A 15,594-nucleotide genomic window follows, 5' to 3' on the forward strand; every position below is an offset into this window, starting at 1 on the left:
CGCCGCATCCGCGACATGCCGGGGCTGGCGATACCGGCGCTGCTGGTGGGCGTCGCGGCCTGCTTCGGCGTGCTGCGGTTTTCCGGCGTGGCCGTCACGCTCGGACCCCACCGCTACGCCAGCCTGTTCGCCGCCTGCGCCGCCTTCCCGCTTCTCGCCTACTCTTTACGTTTTCCCGACGATCCGATCGCGCGCCGGCTGACGGCGGCGAGCCGCTTTGCCTTCTTGCTCGGCGGCCTCGGCGTCGCCGCGGTCGTGCTGGGCGCCGGCAAATGGGGCGATGTGACCGCGGCGCTGTCTGCCCTCGTCATCCTGTGGACGATGCTGTTTGCTCGGGATTCGCTTCGGCTGTTCGGCGCGCTGGCGCTGATCGCGGGCTTCGGCGTCACGTTGGCGTTTGCGCCCGAGGCGCATTTCGGATTCGTGACACCGGTGCAGGGGTTGCACTATCTGCTGTGCCTCGCCTTCGCCGCGCTGATGCTGCCGCGTCGGCCGGATCCCGCCGTCTAGAGCACGATGGCCTCGAGTTGAATCGGCAACGCTCGAATTCGGCTCTCCCTCTCCCCGCGAAGAGCGGGGAGAGGGAGCAGTGCCGGCGACTACTTCGCAAACGCCGGAAATGCCGGCAATTTGTCGACGTCGCGCGCATCGTGCTGGATGACGACCGTCGCCTTCAGGTTCGCGGCGATCTTCTTGAGGCGCTCGATCGAAGCGACCGTCTGGGCGCGATCGTAGTTGAAGGAAGGCACGCCGTCCGAATCGTAGTTCTCGCGGAAGTGGACCGCATCGCCGGTAATGATGACGGCGCCCATCTGCGGCAGCTTGACGAGCAGGCTGGAATGGCCCGGCGTGTGGCCGGGCGTGCGCAGCATGATTACCGTGCCGTCACCGAAGACGTCCTTGTCGATGGGTTGCGGTTCGACCTTGCTATCGCCCTTGATCCAGCTTTCGAACGGCTTGAAGTTCACGCCGGGAGCCGGCTTGGGGCTCGTGATCGCTTCCCATTCCTTGGCTCCGATCAGCAGCGTTGCTTTCGGGAACGAGTCGATCTGGCCGGTGTGATCGGCGTGATAGTGGCTGATGCCGACATATTTGATCTGGTCGGGTTTGACGTCGGCCTTTGCCAGCTGATCGACCAGGCTCACCTTTGGCGCGACATTGGGCATCGTCATGGCATGGCCCGTATCCCACAACATATATTCGTCGCCGTGCTTGATGAGATAGCAACTGAAGACGAACTGAATCTTCAATTCTCCGTAGGCAAAGGTATCCGAGAAGCGCTCATTGACGGCCGTGGGTGGCGGCGGCGTGCCGCAATCGAGGCGGGCCAGCGATACGTCCGGCGCGGCTTGCGCTGATGTCGCCAGACCGGCGAACAGACAGGCGCCGGCAGCGAGTAAGGTCAGTGTTCGTTTCATTGTTTCTTCCCTTGAATGGCTTGTTAAAGCGCAGCCCCTTTTTTAGCCCGGTGCGGCGTTCAAAGCATCAGCGCCGCAAACCCTGCGACAGGTAGCGCACACAGGATACACACATGTGAAGGGACGCGGAATATCTGTTCCCAAAGACTCCAACCAGGACATTGCGACGACCCGGCCAAGAATTATCCGCGATCGACCCGGATTAAATCGGCGGTTGCGGTGTTGCGCATGCGGGTTCGGTCCCAAATGCGTCGTAGCGGCGCACCAACCATCAAGCCACCTGCCCGACCTTCACGATTGCGTTGTCGCCGGCGCGGGTGCCGACCTGCCAGACCGCGGCGCGGCGCTCGATCAGCCGGATCAGGGCATTGAACGCCACCGCCATCGCCAGCACCAGCAGAACGCCGGCGAACACGTGCGGGCTGTCGAGGATGGTGCGGTAGCGCGAGATCAAATAACCGATCCCCGCCGACGAAATCAGCATCTCCGACACCACGACGCCGACGATGACCAGCGCACCGCCGACCCGCAAGCCCGACAGCACGGTCGGAATCGCGGCCGGGATCAATACCCGCGTCACGCGCTGGCTCAGCGTCGCGCCCATGCTGCGCGCCGCCAGCAGCAATTGCGGATCGATGGTCTGGATGCCGGCCGCGGTCGCCAGCATGGTCGGCAGGAAACCGTAGAGACCGGCGAAGGCGATCTTGGACTCCGAGCCGATGCCGAGCCACACCGTGAAGACGGGATAGAGGATGACCAGCGGAACCGCATAGAGGCTCGACACCATCGGCATGATCAGCACGCGCGGCCGCGGCAGGCTGCCGATGACGGCGCCGGCGAGAATGCCGCCGCCGCAGGCGATCACCATCGCCGCCGCAACTTCGTACAGCGTCACCAGCAGCGCGTGCCGGTATTCGGCAGCCTCGCTCCATCCCGCCTGCAAGGTCTGGGACAGCGACGGCAGGAACAGTTCGGGAATAGCGCCGGTCCGCGGCAGCACTTCCCAGAGCACGATGAGCGCGATGACAATGACGCGGCGCAGATTTGTCGAGGACATCATGCGCCTCATGCTGTCTTGCGGATATGGCGCCAGATGCGGTCGCGCAGGCTGCCAAAAATGTCGCCGCTCAGCATCTCGAAGGTGCGCGGCCGCGGCAGCGCGACGTCGAAGCGGTCGACGATGCGACCGGGACGCGCCGACATCACGATCACCTCGTCGGCGAGATAGACCGCCTCGGTGAGGCTGTGGGTCACGAACACGATGGTCTTGCCGGTCGCGGCCCAGATCCGCAGCAATTCGTCGCCCATGGTCATGCGGGTCTGCTCGTCGAGCGCGGCGAACGGCTCGTCCATCAACAGCACCGGCGGATCCTGCACCAGGCCGCGCGCGATCGAGACGCGCTGCTTCATGCCGCCGGACAGTTCATGCGGATGACGTTGTCCAAATCCGTCGAGGCCGACCAGCTGCAAGGCCTCCTCCGCCTTGGCACGGCGCTCTTTCTTCGCGACGCCGCGCAAGGTCAGCGGAAATTCGACGTTCTCTTCGGCGGTGAGCCAGGGAAACAGGCTCGGCTCCTGGAACACGACGCCGACGCGATTGGGATCGGGAACGTCGATCGCCGCGCCGCTGACCAGGATGGTGCCCGCGGTCTGGCGGCGCAGGCCCGCCATCATCATCAGCAAGGACGACTTGCCGCAGCCGGAGGGACCGACCAGCACGACGAAGCGTCCCGGCTTCACCTCGAAGGAGACGTCGGACACCGCGACAACACTCTCGCCTGACGTCTGATAGGTCTGGCCGACGCCGGTGAGCGCAACCGCACCGGCGCGGGAAGCCGGTTTGAGCGGGGTTATGTTCGCCAATGGCCGCATCGCATTTCCACCCATCGGACCAGTTCGTTGAAGGTAATCGCGATGATCGCCACCATCAGCACGCCAGCCAGGAGCTGCCGCATCATGAAATTCTCACCCCAGTTGGCGATCAGGTGCCCGAGGCCTTCGCGCGAGGCGTACATCTCGGCCAGCATGACGCCGGTGAGGTTGAAGATCATCGATATCCGCAGCGCTTCCAGCAGCACCGGCAGCATCGAGGGCACATAGACCCGCCAGATGGTCTGCGCCGGTGTCGCGCCATAGGATCGCGCGACCAAGAGATTTTCCGGCTTGACCGATTCGACCGCCGTCGTCGTCGACATGATGACGATGAAGATGGTGGAGAAGAATCCGAAGCCCACCTTCTGCGCAAAACCGACGCCGAACACCAGGATGAACATCGGCAGGAAGATCGATTTCGGAATGCTGAAGGCAAAGAACAGCAGCGGTTTTACCACCTCGGCGAAGTAGCGATTTTCGGCGATGGCTACTCCGATCAGCGCGCCGATGGGTACCGCGATCACAAATGCTGTCAGCACCTCGGCGCCGGTGACGAGGACGTCGGAGCGCACGCTCGCGCGCTGCAGCAGGTCGGCCAGCGTCACCAGCGTGTCGCCGGCGGACGGCAGCAGCCGCGGATTGACCATGCCGGTGCGTGACAACAATTCCCACAGCCCGAACAGCGCCGCGACGATGGCGAAGCGGGAGAGTTTGACGGCGAGCGCGCTGGACATTTCGTTCAAGGTTTTGTCGGCACCGGCTTGAACTGGGTCGAGATGATGTCGGCGGCCGGCGCCAGATCCTTCATGCCGCCCATCTTGGCCATCTCCAGCGACAGATCGACCGAGGCCGTGGTCATGCCGCCATCGGTTTCCAGTTTCAGGATGGTGTTCTCGTATTCGAGAGCGGCGATATCCGGCGGCATGTCATAGAGCTCTGCGATCAGTTTGATGGCGGCGTCGCGGTTGTTGCGCATATAGAGCAGGCCACCATAGAGCGCGTTCAGCGTCTTCTGCACCAGTTCGGGCTTTTCCCTGGCCATCTTGTCGGTGACGATCCACCCTGCAGAGAGATTTGGCGGCACCTCTTTGGCGTAGTCGATCAAAGTGCGCGCCTCGCCGGATTTTTCGATCTGGAACGAGAGCGGCGAATAGACCACGGCGGCATCGACATTGCCGGCGAGCAGGTTGGGCACCAGCCCACCGCCGCCGACGGGCACGCGGGTGAAGTCGATCTTCTTCTCGGCGATGGTCCAGAGCGCCAGCAGGTCCGAGCCGGAGCCGGCCGAGGTGATCGCGACCTTCTTGCCGTTGAGGTCGGCCACCGTCAGCGTCGACTTGGCCGGCACCATCAGCTTCCAGCCAAAGCTGCCCATGGCTCCGCCTGCGACAAGCTTGGACATCACGCCCTTCTTCAGCCCCGCCGAGGGCAGCGAGGGCGCGTCGAGTATGACGTCGGCCGCGCCCGCGGCCATGGCCTCAAAGCATTCGGCGCCGCCGCGATAGATCGTGAGCTCGGCGGTGATGCCTTCCTTCTCGAACAGTTTCTGGTGCTCCGCCGCCTCCGCCACCGTGGTCGGCCAGTAGGTTTTGGTCGGCAGGCCGATCCGCACCGTTTCGGCGCGGGACAAAGCGGGCGCAGCCAGCAGCAGCGTCGCGGTCAGGATGGTCGTGAGGTGGCGGCGAACAAAACTCATCGGTGCGTTTCCCCTGCTGGTCAGCCCGGAGTCTTGACGCTCCGAAAGGCTCGATCCGGCATGGTAGTCAAAAAGACCGCGGCGATGGAAGCTTTTTCCGTCATGGCCGGGCTGGTCCCGGCCATCCACGTCTTTGCTTCAACACCGTCAAGACGTGGATGCCCGGGACATCTAGCGCGAAGACGCACTTCGCGCTTTTGCCCGGGCATGACGAGAGTGATCTCAGCGGATGCCTTCCTCGGCGATCGTTTCCTCGGCTACTTGCGCCACCTGCCTTGCTTCCTCCGTCAGCACGGTCGTTTTCCAGCCGCCTTGCGCAAACCAGCACAACGAGACGAGCGCGACGACGATAGTGGTGATCGGGAACGACCACCATATTCCGTAAGCCCCCAACGTCGTGTGCTTGGAGAGAATATAGGCCAGCGGAAACTGCAGCATAAATTGCGAGACCAGCGCGATCACCATCGCCGCCAGCATGTTGCCGGAGGCACGGAAGGCCGAGACCACGCACAGCTGCACGCCGACGCCGCCCCAGGCCAGGCACATGATGCGGATGAACTGCGCGCCCTCGGCGATGACGTCGGGCGCGCGCGGTACGAAGAACGCCACCAAAATCGGGGCAAGGATATAGGCGAGCAGCCCCACGAGCGAGAGGACGACAAAGCCCGTGCCGGCGCCGAGAAGCGCCGCGCGCGAGGCGCGCGCCGGATTGCGCGCGCCCATATTCTGGCTGACCAGCGTGGACACCGCCTGCGACAGGCCCCACGCCGGGATGGTGACGAATTGCAGAATGTTGGAGCCGACACCATAGCCGGCGAGCGTCACCGTGCCGAAACTCGCCACCAGGAACGACAGCAGCATCGGCCCGAGGCCGCGCGTCGCCAGTTCGATCGATCCGGGCAGCCCTAAGAAGAACGCGCGCCTGATGTAGACAGGGTCGGGACGAAAATCGCGCCACGACAACTGGATGCCATGGCGGCCGCGCAGGAAGATCGTAATTCCGAGCAGCGCCGCGAGCCCTTGCGTCCCGAGCGTCGCCAGCGCCGCGCCCATCACGCCCTGCGGCGGCAACGGTCCGAAACCGAAGATGAACAAGGGATCGAGCAGGAAATTCAAGAGCACGGTTCCGAACACGATCATCAGCGGCGTGCGGGTCTCGCCGACGCCGCGCATCAGCGCCTGGAACATCCCGTAGGCGAAGACGAAGATGATGCCGATAAACGACACCCGCATGAAGCCGAGCGCACCCGCGTAGACATCGGGTTCGACACCCAACAGTTCAAGCAGGTAAGGCGCCACGGCGTAGCCCGCCGCGCCCAGCACCGCGGACGTGATCGTCACCATCATCATGGTCTGCGCCGCGACATGATTGACCATGTCCTGGCGGCCCGCGCCCATATATTGCGCCGACAGGATCGCGCCGGCGATGCCGAGGCCGGCGCCGAGCGCGATAACGAGGAAGGTGACGGGAAAACTGATCGACACGGCGGCGACCGCGGCCGCGCCGAGCCGCCCGACCCAGAACGCGTCTGTCAGCTGGTAGCCGGTCTGCAGCAAATTGCCGAGGGTAATCGGGATCGCGAGACGGACCAGCGCGGTGCCGATCGGTCCCTCGAGAAAGAGTTTTTGACGGTCGGACGCGTTCGGCTTCACGCGTCGATCGCGTCCTTGATCTTCTTGCGCGTCAGCGGCAGGTCGCGCAGGCGTTTTCCGGTGGCATTGGCTATGGCGTTGGCAATCGATGCCGCGGCCGGGCCCTGCCCGGTTTCGCCGCTGCCGAGGAAGGGTTGTCCGGGCCGGTCGATGATGTGCACGATGATGCTGTCGGGCACCGCGTTGAAACGCAGGATCGGATAGGTCTGCCAGTCGATGCTGGTGATCCTGGTGTCGTCGAAGGTGACCGCTTCATACAGCGTCCAGCTCATCGACTGCACGATCGCGCCTTCGATCTGGTTGGTCAGCCCGTCCGGATTGACCACCTGGCCGGCATCGACGGCGGCGACCGCGCGCACCAGCCGGGGACGGCCGGTCTCGCGGTTGACTTCGACTTCGCTGGCGATGGCGCAATAGGCGGCGAGATTCTTGTAGCGCGCGAAGGCAAAGCCATAGCCGCGATCGGGCGGCGGCTTTTGCCCCTTCTGCCAGCCAAAACCCTGGGCTGCCTTTTCGATGACGTCGCGGCCGCGCTGATCGTCGAGGTGCTTCAGCCTGAACTCGACCGGATCGGCGCCGGCCGCGAGCGCCAGTTCATCGACGAAACTCTCGATCGAGAACACGTTGTGATAGGCGCCGAGCGCGCGCATCGCCGAGATCCGCACCGGCATGGCCGGGATGAAGTGATGCACGACCTGCGCATTGGGGAATTTGTAGATCGGGATCGCGTTGCGGTCGCCGCCGCCTTCCGGCAGCGGAATGGGTTTTGGCGCCGGCACCGCGAACGGATTGGCCATGTGCTGGGCCGCCAGCATCGATCCGGCGCCGCCCGGCCGCATCGAATGGGTGTTGCTGAAAACCTCGAAATGCCAGTCGGCGATCGCGCCGCTGCCGTCGAGCGAAGCCTTCAGCTTCGTCACCATCGCCGGGCCATACGGCTCCCAGCCATGCTCCTGCTCGCGCATCCACTGCACGCGCACGGGCACGCCGGGCAGCTCACGCGCGATCAGCGCGGCGTCGGCCGCGGCATCGTCCGCGCCGTTATGGCCATAGCAGCCGGAGCCCTCGACCTGGATGCAGCGGACGTCGGCCTGTGGCACGCGCAGCATCTCGGCAATCGCCGCGCGGTCGGGATAGACGCCTTGCGTATGGGTCCACACCGTCATCTTGCCATCGGTGAATTGGGCGACCGCGCAGGACGGGCCGATCGAGCCATGCGACTGATAGGGCCGTGTATAGGTGGCTTCGATGGTCTTTTGCCCCGTGACCGCCGGATTGCTCGCCTGGAAGATCGTCTTGTCCTGCGACGGCAGGCCGGTCAACACGTGAAGCAGATCGTCCTGCTTCGGCAGGCTCGGCGTCTCCTTCCATTTTGCCGCGGCTGACAGCGCGGCCATCGCCTTGATCGCCTGAAATTCCTTTTTGGCGACGACGGCGAGGAAATTGCCGTCGCGGATAACCTTGACCACGCCGGGCAGGTTTTCCACCACGGCCGTGTCGCATTCCGTCAATTGCGCGCCATAGCTCGGCGGGCGGACGACGCGCGCATGCACCATGTTGGGCAGCCGCATGTCCTGGACATAGGCCGCGCCTCCCGTGACTTTCGCCGGGATGTCAACGCGCGGTATCGGCTGGCCCATGATCTTGAAGGTCGCGGGATCCTTCAGGGTTGAGGTAGCTTGCGCCTGCACATGCAGCATGTCCTGCGCGACCAGTTCGCCATAACCGAGCCGCCGCCCGTCCGGCGCGATCACGGCGGCGTTCTCGGTGCGCAGATTTTCCGCCGGCAGGTCGAGCCGCCGCGCGGCTTCCGCGATCAGGAGCGCGCGCACTTGGGCCGCCGCATGCTGGATCGCGGTGCCGCTGTCCTGCATCGAATGGCTGCCGGAGGTATAGCCCTCATTGGCGGTGCGGCTGGTGTCGGCGGTGATCACCTTCAGGGAGTCGAAGGGCATGTCGAGTTCCTCGGCGGCGATCTGCTGGAATGCGGTCTTGAAACCCTGGCCGAGTTCGCACTTGCCGGTAAACGCCGTGATGCTGCCGTCGGCATCGATACGGATCCAGGAATCGAGATAGGGCGCGGTGGCGAGGCTGGCAGGCGGTTTTGGCGCGGCGGCGGGCGCGCCTTGATCCTGCGCGAAGGCATCGCCGAGCGAAAAACTGACGATCAGCGCGCCGCTTCCGGCGAGCACGCGGCGGCGGTCGAGCACGGGGCCGTTCATTGGGTGCTCCTCTGCATCGGCGAGGCGTCGGCGGTCTGCATCAGACGGGCGGCGCGGTGCACCGCGCGCAAAATCCGCATATGGGTGCCGCAGCGGCACAGATGCGGCTCGAGCTCGGTGCGGATCTCGTCGTCGGTGGGCTTTGGATTTCGCTGCAGCAGCGCCTGCGCCCGCATCATCATGCCGGCGATGCAATAGCCGCATTGCGCCGCCTGCTCTTCCATGAAGGCGCGCTGGATCGGCCCGGGCGCCTCGATCGAGCCGAGTCCCTCGAGCGTCGTCACCTGCTTGCCCTCGAGCAGCAGCAGCGGCGTCACGCAGGAAAGCACCGCCTTGCCGTCGACGATCACGGTGCACGAGCCGCATTGGCCAAGCCCGCAACCGAATTTGGCGGCGTTGAGTTCGAGTTCGTCGCGCAGCACGTAGAGCAGCGGCGTATCCGGCTCGGCATCGACCTGATGATCTTTTCCGTTGACCTTCAGTGTCATCATGGCTTGTCTTTCTGGCTTGCGTCGGACGGAACATTGTACGGCGGAGGCGCTGTCCGCAAAAATACCGTCTGCGTGCGCCGCGCGGCTTCGACCGTCTTTTCAACGCCGGCCCAGGCCGGTTGGTTGCCGAAACGGGCGCGCAGATAATTCAGGAGTTCTGCCACCTGGGCGTCGCTCATGCTGGCGGCAAAACCCGGCATGATCGGGCTGCGCTCGCCCTCGACCGGGCGAACCCCCGACAGCACGATGTTGGCGGCGTTACGCGGATCGGGGCTGGTGAGCGCGGTCGAGAGCGCCAGATTGACGCCGCCAAAGGGCAACGGACGGCCGGTCTCATGGCAGGTCGCGCAGGCGGCCTGGTAGATCGCGGCTCCCGCCGCATCAGCCTGCGGTGCCGGCGCCGCTGATGACTTCACCTGCGCCAGCACCTGCTCGCCGCGGTGTTGGCGCTCCGGCGTCGGGGCGCCGAACACGCTGGCCATGTAGGTGACGATGGCGCGGATATCGCCGTCGTTTGCCTGCGACAGGTTGCTCACCACCTCCGCCATCGGCCCGCGCGCGACGCCGTGATCGGGATCCCAGCCGTTGCGCAAATAGGAAAACAGCGCATCCGACGTCCACGGCACCGGCGCCGGCGACTGCGCGTTGATCGCATAGGCGTGCCAGTTGTCGACGTCGCCGCCGGAAAACGCGGCGCTCGGCCGTTCCGCACCGAGTGCGTTGCGCGGGGTATGACAGGCGCCGCAATGGGCGAGCCCCTCGACCAGATAAGCGCCGCGATTCCATTCCGCGCTCCTGGTCGCATCCGGCTGATAGGTGCCATGGCGCAGGAACAGCAATTTCCAGCCTGCGATCACGACGCGCTGATCGAGCGGGAACGGCAGCTGGTTCGCGCGCGCGGCCGCCCGCACCGGCTCGCGCGTCATCAGGAAGGCATAGAGCGCGCGGTCGTCGTCGTCGCTGACATTGGTGAAATGATCGTAGGGAAAGGTCGGATAGAGGTGTTGCCCGTCGCGGGCGACGCCGTCGCGCATGGCGCGGCGGAAGGCATCTTCGCTCCAGCGGCCGATTCCGGTTTCGGCATCAGGCGTGATGTTGGAGGAGTAGATGGTGCCGAACGGCGTCGGCACCGGCAGCCCGCCGGCAAAATCCTTAGCCCCGCGCAAGGTGTGGCAGGTGCTGCAATTGCCGATCGCCGCGAGTTCGCGGCCATGCCTGACCAGCGCGGCGTCGAAGGATTTCGGCGCCGGCGGATCGATCGGGGCAATCGCCGAACGCCACGCGATCGCAAACGCCGCCAGCGCGCCGCCGACCAGGAGCGCGGCGATGATGCTTGCGGTAGATCCTGGCTTTTTCATCGATTCCGGCCGCATTTTGCGAGAGTTGCTAGCATGAATCCGCAGGTCCTGCAGGTGCAAGGATGAATGTTACAGGAATACAACACGCAGCAACAATAGTGGTTCGTTCCTTGTACGTTCGAAAGAGTTGATCGGGGGAATCGGCTGGCCGCGGTAAGTTACCTTGGGGTTGAGGTTCACCGTGTCTTCGCTGTGAAGGAGAGCCGATATGCCAGCCTATATCCAGCATCACGAGGTCGAGACCGCGCCGATCGTGTGCCCCGGCTGCGTGGGACTGCTTCCCATGTATGTCAGGGAGGTCGAACCGCATTGGAGCATGGCCAGGATCGACTTCATCTATGAATGCTCGGACTGCGGCGCCGAAGTCCGGCAGACCGTCACCAGGCCGCAGCAGCGGCATTAGGCCAAATCGGCGATGGCAGCGCGCGCAACCCACGTCGCGCGCTGACGCGACAAGGTCGCAGCTTCAATTTTCCCGGTTTGCGCGCTAATGGGCGACGGCTTGTGAATCGGCGCTATCGAGGTTGCATTCGCGGAAGTGAAACGCGATTTCGTCCAGCGCGCGCTGTTCCCACTCTTCGGCCTGTGCCAGCCAGAAAATCTTGCGCTCGGAATCCAGCATGGCGCGCTCTCGGCACATGAACTCCTGGCTGCGAATCTCCACGAGCTTTTTCATGAACTCCACTCCTGCGGTGTGAAGCCAATTTATGCCGGGGACTGTAGCAGAGTCGGGGCAGCCGCGCTTCAACTTGCCGTGTGGAAAACGGGCAGTAGTCCTGCCCCTGTATTTACATTGCGGCGCAGCAGAACGGGAAGTCGGGGCCGTCACTTGGCGGGGCTGGAGGAGGCGAGCATCGCGGTCCACTTCTCGATGTCGGCGCGGATGAAGTCGGCAAACTCCCTTGGCGTGCCGCCGACGGGATCGGTGCCCTGCACCTTCAGCGCGGCGCGAACTTCCGCGTCGTTGAGCGCGGCGTTGGCCGCAGTCGACAATTTCTCGACGATCGCCTGTGGCGTTGCCTTCGGCGCCAGCAGCCCGATCCAGATTCCGGCGTCATAGCCGGCCATCCCGGCCTCCGCCAGCGTCGGCACATCCGGCATGATCGAGGCGCGCTTGGCTTGCGCCACCGCGAACGCCTTCAGCCGGCCGGCCTCGACCTGCGGTGCCAGGGTCGCCGCCACATTGAACATCAGCGTGATGCGGCCGGCGAGCAGGTCGGAGACCGCCTGGTTGCTGCCGCCCTGATAGGGCACCATCGGGATGTGGGTGCCGGCCTTGGCGTTGAACAATTCGGCCGCCATGTAGCTCGCGGTCGCGTAGCCCGACGAGCCGAAGGTCAGACCTTCCGGCTTGCTCTTCGCCAGCGCGATCAGTTCCTGCAAATTATTGGCCGGAACCGACGGATGGGCCACCAGCACGTTCGGCACCACGCCGAGCAGCGTGATCGGCGCCATTTCCTTGCCGAGATCGAACCCGGATTTGGTCTCCGCCGGATTGAGCGTGTTGGCGATCGTCGCCATGAACAGCATGTAGCCGTCGGCCGGCGCCCGCGTCACGGTTTCGGCGGCAATCATGCTGCTGTTGCCCGGGCGGTTCTCGACCACGATCGGTTGACCGAGGCTACTCTCCATCCGCTTGCCGACCAGGCGCGCCAGGATATCCGCCGCCGAGCCGGGACCGAACCCGATCACGATCTTGATCGGCTGCGCGGGCCAGCTTTGCGCCATCGCAAAGGCGGAGCCCGCGACCGACAACATCGCCACGCCCGCGCAAAGCGCTGACATCTTGAGACAACGGCTGAACAAGATTTTCCTCCGAACACGATCCATGCGGTTTATTCCGCACTTGGCTTTGTTGACGCTAGGGGATGTCAGCCGTACAGCTGGGACGATTCCTCGCGTTCGGCCAGACCGAAAGCAGGCATACGTTAATGCGGCCGCCGACAGAAGGAAACCCATCATGTCGTCAGACCCGGAGTGCCGTGCCCGCGGCGCGCAAAAGCTCGGCGAAATCCTGGGGCAAACGCCGGACCAGGTCGACCGTTCCCTCGGCGACATCGCGCCACAACTCGCCGCTTACGTGCTCGAGACCATCTACGGCGAAATCTACCAGAGCCCGACGCTCGACTCGCGGACCCGCCAGATCGTCACCGTCGCGGCGCTGGCGACGCTCGGAACGGCCGCGCCGCAGCTGCGGACCCATATCGGCGGGGCGCTGCGCTGCGGCGTCACCCGAGAGGAACTGGTCGAGATCATGATGCAGCTCGTGCCCTATGTCGGGGTTGCGGCCGCGATCAACGGCGTCGCGGCCTGCCGGGATGTCTTCGCGGCGGCCGACAGGAAATAGATCGATCACCCATGGATTTTGTTGAGGGGAAAAATGGCGCGGTATACGACGATAGGCGACGGCCCGATCGAGATCATGGTGATTCATGGCTGGTACGACAACGGCATCAGCGCCGATATGGTACGGGCCGTCTATCCCGCGCTTTATCCGCATGCGCAGATCGAGCAGATCGGCAATTCCGGCCACTATCCGATGCAGGAGACGCCAGTCTGGCTCGCCACGCGGCCGGAGGAGTTTATCTCCAGGCATACCTGAATTTTAGCGCGGCTCGGCGCCGGCAGCCGCATCGCGGCGGCCGGCAGTCAAGCTTCGATCGTCATGATACGGAAAGTGCTCCGTCTCAGTTGCAAACTTCCATGTTCATCGTACTCGACATGCCCATATAGACCTTCTGCTCGATGTGGCAGCCCGGCTTCACCGGCCGGCAGCCCTGCGGTCCGCAGAACATCTGGCCCGAAGCCACGGCCTTGGGGGCCGGCTTCACTCGCTTCTTCGGCTCGGTCGCCGATGCCCCGCTCACGGCCAAAACCAGCGCGGCCGCCAAAATCCACTTGGTCATTGTCATTTCTCCCCCGATTTTTGTCTTACGAAATATTCTACCGCTCATCGCGGTGCGGAATTCAGTCGAACAACGCGTCGTCGCAACGCGACCGACGCCTCACGCACGCTCTTTCGCCTGGCTCTCCAGCAGCGATTCGATCGCCTGTTTCAGGACACGTTTGGATTTCGCGATGCTGAGACCCTGGTCTTCGCGCAAGCGCTGCCAGCTCTCGAAACCGAGTAGCATGTCGAGCGCCTCGACCAGCACCGTCTCGCGCGCGACCGCCTTCGGCAGAATCTCCGTCAGGATATCTCTCAGGATCCCGACAAACTGGGCATGAGCCTTCTTCAAAAACTCGGAGCGGTGGCGATGCACCTGCCCGGCGAGCAGGAACGGTTTCATCTTCTCAAAGCCCATCGCGCGGCGATCGACCAGTTCGAGCACCTGGCCGCGCCAGTCGGTCGCCTGGAACGGCTGCTGCACGAGCGATCCCATGGTCGCCGCGATGGACTTATTCATCTCGCGATAGAGCGTGTCCATGTCGCTGAAATGGCGGAACACCGAGCGCCGGCCGACCTTGGCGATCTCCGCGATCTGATCGGCGCTGGGCTCGAGATTGCCCTGGGCTACCAGTTCGAGCATCGCATTGACGATCAGCACCTGGCTCTTCTGCGAGCGATGCTTGCGGCCGTCGGCTTCGGCTGCCGTCTTGGCCGCGGTCAGCCGAAATTGCGCGGCCTTGCCGAGATCGTTCATGCCGTCCTCACGTGATGGTCCCCACTCTAATAATATGACACTATTAATGTCAATAAGAAGCTTGCCGTGGCGGCACAGGGCAACACTCAACGCAGCAGGTTAGTCACGATGTCAGCTTTGGAACCCGCCGGCATCGAGATGAAGTCGCCGTCGTGGCCGACCTTGAGCGGACCCGAATAGATTGCGCGCGCCCGTCCGAGGAACGGCCCTTCCAGCGCCTCATAGGGAAGCGTCGGCACGATATGATCGAGCAGGAGATAGCCGACGCCGGCTCGCTCGGCGATTTCAGCGGCCTGCTCGGGAGTGGTGTGATAGGTCAGGATGTCCCTGAACACGGCCTCGAGATTGCTGCGGCCCGCATCATGCGCGCCCTGCTGCAGCATGCCGACCAGCCGGGGCGAGAGAGCTTCGTGCACGAGAACGTCGGCGCCTTTGGCCTCACGCTCGACGCGCGGCGAGGCGACCGTATCGCCGCTGACCACGAGCTTGCGATTCCGGTAGGTGAAGGCATAGCCGACGGCGGGCTCGACAGGCCGGTGATCGACCGGGAACGCCCACACCTTCAGCCCGCCATCATCGATCAACACGACATCCGGCCCATCCGCCGCTGGACTCGCGAAGGCCTTTGCAACACCGCCGAATCCGCCGGGCGGCATCACGATCGGTCCGTGGTGCGCGACCCGGTACCCTTCGTCCAGACCATAGGCCGCATTGAAGCCGGCCACGACGGTTTCGACCCCGGTCGGCCCGTAGACCGGCAACGGTGTCGTGTTCGCCGCCGTTCCCCAGCGCTGCAACATCAGCCCGCCGAGGCCGTCGATATGATCGGAATGAAAATGGGTCAGGAACACCGCTTCGATCCGGCCGGGCGACAAACCCATCAGCTGCAGCTTGCGCGCGCTACCGTCGCCGGCATCGATCACGAACAGCCGTTTTCCCGCGACCACCGCCACGCACGGCCCCGATCGCGTCGGATCCGGAAACGGCGAGCCCGAGCCGCACAGACCGACATGCAGACCATCCGGCAAGTCCGCGATCGGATCGGCAGCGAGAGTTCGCGCAATGGTGCGCTGCATCCCGAGCAGCACGATCTCGCCGCGCCAGTGGTAGGCGGCGGCGCCGGCCACCACGACGATGACGGCAAGCGACGTCAGAACTTTCCGCCAAGGCTTCATCCGTCGTCTCCACCCCGGCGGCTCCGCGACGCCGCTTATCTTGACGGTCAGCAAATATTATGGCA

Annotated in this window: 18 protein-coding genes; 4 read left to right on the top strand and 14 right to left on the bottom strand. The window is 64.4% G+C overall.

Going from position 1 to position 15,594, the window contains the following annotated elements; all coding sequences use genetic code 11:
* The coding region (locus tag VK804_RS04360) for a hypothetical protein (RefSeq protein ID WP_325368219.1) at nucleotides 1–510 on the top strand (510 nt) is incomplete at its 5' end.
* 89 nt (nucleotides 511–599) lie between these two features.
* On the opposite strand, the gene VK804_RS04365 is transcribed toward VK804_RS04360, so the two are convergent.
* The 9 genes from VK804_RS04365 to VK804_RS04405 all read right to left on the bottom strand — a co-directional run bounded on the left by VK804_RS04365 (nucleotide 600) and on the right by VK804_RS04405 (nucleotide 10,710).
* Nucleotides 600–1,418, bottom strand: coding sequence for an N-acyl homoserine lactonase family protein (locus VK804_RS04365; RefSeq protein WP_325368221.1), 819 nt, complete (start codon nucleotides 1,416–1,418; stop codon nucleotides 600–602).
* Nucleotides 1,419–1,689: 271 nt separating this feature from the next.
* Nucleotides 1,690–2,475, bottom strand: a complete 786-nt coding sequence (locus VK804_RS04370; protein ID WP_325368223.1) for an ABC transporter permease — start codon at nucleotides 2,473–2,475, stop codon at nucleotides 1,690–1,692.
* Nucleotides 2,476–2,483: 8 nt separating this feature from the next.
* Nucleotides 2,484–3,290, bottom strand: coding sequence for an ABC transporter ATP-binding protein (locus VK804_RS04375; RefSeq protein WP_325368225.1), 807 nt, complete (start codon nucleotides 3,288–3,290; stop codon nucleotides 2,484–2,486).
* Complete coding sequence (locus tag VK804_RS04380; protein WP_325368508.1) at nucleotides 3,269–4,024, bottom strand: ABC transporter permease; 756 nt, start codon at nucleotides 4,022–4,024, stop codon at nucleotides 3,269–3,271. Before VK804_RS04380 ends, VK804_RS04375 begins: the two co-directional genes overlap by 22 nt.
* 5 nt (nucleotides 4,025–4,029) lie before the next feature.
* Nucleotides 4,030–4,986: an ABC transporter substrate-binding protein gene (locus tag VK804_RS04385; protein ID WP_325368227.1), complete on the bottom strand. Its 957-nt coding sequence runs from the start codon at nucleotides 4,984–4,986 to the stop codon at nucleotides 4,030–4,032.
* Nucleotides 4,987–5,208: 222 nt separating this feature from the next.
* Entirely contained in the window at nucleotides 5,209–6,639 is a 1,431-nt protein-coding gene (locus VK804_RS04390) for an MATE family efflux transporter (RefSeq protein ID WP_325368229.1), read from the bottom strand.
* Nucleotides 6,636–8,861: a xanthine dehydrogenase family protein molybdopterin-binding subunit gene (locus VK804_RS04395; protein ID WP_325368231.1), complete on the bottom strand. Its 2,226-nt coding sequence runs from the start codon at nucleotides 8,859–8,861 to the stop codon at nucleotides 6,636–6,638. The genes VK804_RS04390 and VK804_RS04395 overlap by 4 nt, the downstream gene beginning before the upstream one ends.
* On the bottom strand, nucleotides 8,858–9,352 hold the full coding sequence (locus VK804_RS04400; protein WP_325368233.1) for a (2Fe-2S)-binding protein: 495 nt from the start codon (nucleotides 9,350–9,352) through the stop codon (nucleotides 8,858–8,860). The genes VK804_RS04395 and VK804_RS04400 overlap by 4 nt, the downstream gene beginning before the upstream one ends.
* Nucleotides 9,349–10,710, bottom strand: coding sequence for a c-type cytochrome (locus VK804_RS04405; RefSeq protein ID WP_325368235.1), 1,362 nt, complete (start codon nucleotides 10,708–10,710; stop codon nucleotides 9,349–9,351). The genes VK804_RS04400 and VK804_RS04405 overlap by 4 nt, the downstream gene beginning before the upstream one ends.
* A 208-nt stretch (nucleotides 10,711–10,918) precedes the next feature.
* Here VK804_RS04405 and VK804_RS04410 point away from each other — a divergent pair, with 208 nt between their 5' ends.
* Nucleotides 10,919–11,113 (top strand): hypothetical protein, encoded by a 195-nt coding sequence (locus VK804_RS04410; RefSeq protein ID WP_325368237.1) that lies wholly within the window; start codon nucleotides 10,919–10,921, stop codon nucleotides 11,111–11,113.
* Between the two features lie 84 nt (nucleotides 11,114–11,197).
* Here VK804_RS04410 and VK804_RS04415 read toward each other — a convergent pair whose 3' ends face one another.
* Complete coding sequence (locus tag VK804_RS04415) at nucleotides 11,198–11,386, bottom strand: hypothetical protein (protein ID WP_325368239.1); 189 nt, start codon at nucleotides 11,384–11,386, stop codon at nucleotides 11,198–11,200.
* 149 nt (nucleotides 11,387–11,535) lie between these two features.
* Entirely contained in the window at nucleotides 11,536–12,516 is a 981-nt protein-coding gene (locus VK804_RS04420) for a tripartite tricarboxylate transporter substrate binding protein (protein WP_325368241.1), read from the bottom strand.
* Between the two features lie 154 nt (nucleotides 12,517–12,670).
* Here VK804_RS04420 and VK804_RS04425 point away from each other — a divergent pair, with 154 nt between their 5' ends.
* Together VK804_RS04425 and VK804_RS04430 are read left to right on the top strand one after the other, a co-directional pair.
* Nucleotides 12,671–13,057 (top strand): carboxymuconolactone decarboxylase family protein, encoded by a 387-nt coding sequence (locus tag VK804_RS04425; RefSeq protein ID WP_325368243.1) that lies wholly within the window; start codon nucleotides 12,671–12,673, stop codon nucleotides 13,055–13,057.
* 33 nt (nucleotides 13,058–13,090) lie between these two features.
* Nucleotides 13,091–13,312: a hypothetical protein gene (locus tag VK804_RS04430; RefSeq protein WP_325368245.1), complete on the top strand. Its 222-nt coding sequence runs from the start codon at nucleotides 13,091–13,093 to the stop codon at nucleotides 13,310–13,312.
* An 85-nt stretch (nucleotides 13,313–13,397) separates the two neighbouring features.
* On the opposite strand, the gene VK804_RS04435 is transcribed toward VK804_RS04430, so the two are convergent.
* The 3 genes from VK804_RS04435 to VK804_RS04445 all read right to left on the bottom strand — a co-directional run bounded on the left by VK804_RS04435 (nucleotide 13,398) and on the right by VK804_RS04445 (nucleotide 15,529).
* Nucleotides 13,398–13,616, bottom strand: coding sequence for a hypothetical protein (locus VK804_RS04435; RefSeq protein WP_325368247.1), 219 nt, complete (start codon nucleotides 13,614–13,616; stop codon nucleotides 13,398–13,400).
* Nucleotides 13,617–13,715: 99 nt separating this feature from the next.
* Nucleotides 13,716–14,354 (bottom strand): TetR/AcrR family transcriptional regulator, encoded by a 639-nt coding sequence (locus VK804_RS04440; RefSeq protein ID WP_325368249.1) that lies wholly within the window; start codon nucleotides 14,352–14,354, stop codon nucleotides 13,716–13,718.
* 86 nt (nucleotides 14,355–14,440) lie between these two features.
* Entirely contained in the window at nucleotides 14,441–15,529 is a 1,089-nt protein-coding gene (locus VK804_RS04445; protein WP_325368251.1) for a ribonuclease Z, read from the bottom strand.
* Between the last annotated feature and the right edge of the window lie 65 nt (nucleotides 15,530–15,594).

The sequence above is a fragment of the Bradyrhizobium sp. genome (assembly GCF_035484855.1).
Classification (GTDB): Bacteria; Pseudomonadota; Alphaproteobacteria; order Rhizobiales; family Xanthobacteraceae; genus Bradyrhizobium.

Excerpts from the sequence above, each read along its gene's own strand:
- VK804_RS04385 (WP_325368227.1), bottom strand. The coding sequence starts at position 4,986 with ATGAGTTTTGTTCGCCGCCACCTCACGACCATCCTGACCGCGACGCTG.
- VK804_RS04445 (WP_325368251.1), bottom strand. The coding sequence starts at position 15,529 with ATGAAGCCTTGGCGGAAAGTTCTGACGTCGCTTGCCGTCATCGTCGTG.
- VK804_RS04410 (WP_325368237.1), top strand. The coding sequence starts at position 10,919 with ATGCCAGCCTATATCCAGCATCACGAGGTCGAGACCGCGCCGATCGTG.
- VK804_RS04365 (WP_325368221.1), bottom strand. The coding sequence starts at position 1,418 with ATGAAACGAACACTGACCTTACTCGCTGCCGGCGCCTGTCTGTTCGCC.
- VK804_RS04405 (WP_325368235.1), bottom strand. The coding sequence starts at position 10,710 with ATGAAAAAGCCAGGATCTACCGCAAGCATCATCGCCGCGCTCCTGGTC.
- VK804_RS04425 (WP_325368243.1), top strand. The coding sequence starts at position 12,671 with ATGTCGTCAGACCCGGAGTGCCGTGCCCGCGGCGCGCAAAAGCTCGGC.
- VK804_RS04440 (WP_325368249.1), bottom strand. The coding sequence starts at position 14,354 with ATGAACGATCTCGGCAAGGCCGCGCAATTTCGGCTGACCGCGGCCAAG.
- VK804_RS04400 (WP_325368233.1), bottom strand. The coding sequence starts at position 9,352 with ATGATGACACTGAAGGTCAACGGAAAAGATCATCAGGTCGATGCCGAG.
- VK804_RS04435 (WP_325368247.1), bottom strand. The coding sequence starts at position 13,616 with ATGACCAAGTGGATTTTGGCGGCCGCGCTGGTTTTGGCCGTGAGCGGG.
- VK804_RS04375 (WP_325368225.1), bottom strand. The coding sequence starts at position 3,290 with ATGCGGCCATTGGCGAACATAACCCCGCTCAAACCGGCTTCCCGCGCC.
- VK804_RS04395 (WP_325368231.1), bottom strand. The coding sequence starts at position 8,861 with ATGAACGGCCCCGTGCTCGACCGCCGCCGCGTGCTCGCCGGAAGCGGC.
- VK804_RS04370 (WP_325368223.1), bottom strand. The coding sequence starts at position 2,475 with ATGTCCTCGACAAATCTGCGCCGCGTCATTGTCATCGCGCTCATCGTG.
- VK804_RS04415 (WP_325368239.1), bottom strand. The coding sequence starts at position 11,386 with ATGAAAAAGCTCGTGGAGATTCGCAGCCAGGAGTTCATGTGCCGAGAG.
- VK804_RS04430 (WP_325368245.1), top strand. The coding sequence starts at position 13,091 with ATGGCGCGGTATACGACGATAGGCGACGGCCCGATCGAGATCATGGTG.
- VK804_RS04380 (WP_325368508.1), bottom strand. The coding sequence starts at position 4,024 with ATGTCCAGCGCGCTCGCCGTCAAACTCTCCCGCTTCGCCATCGTCGCG.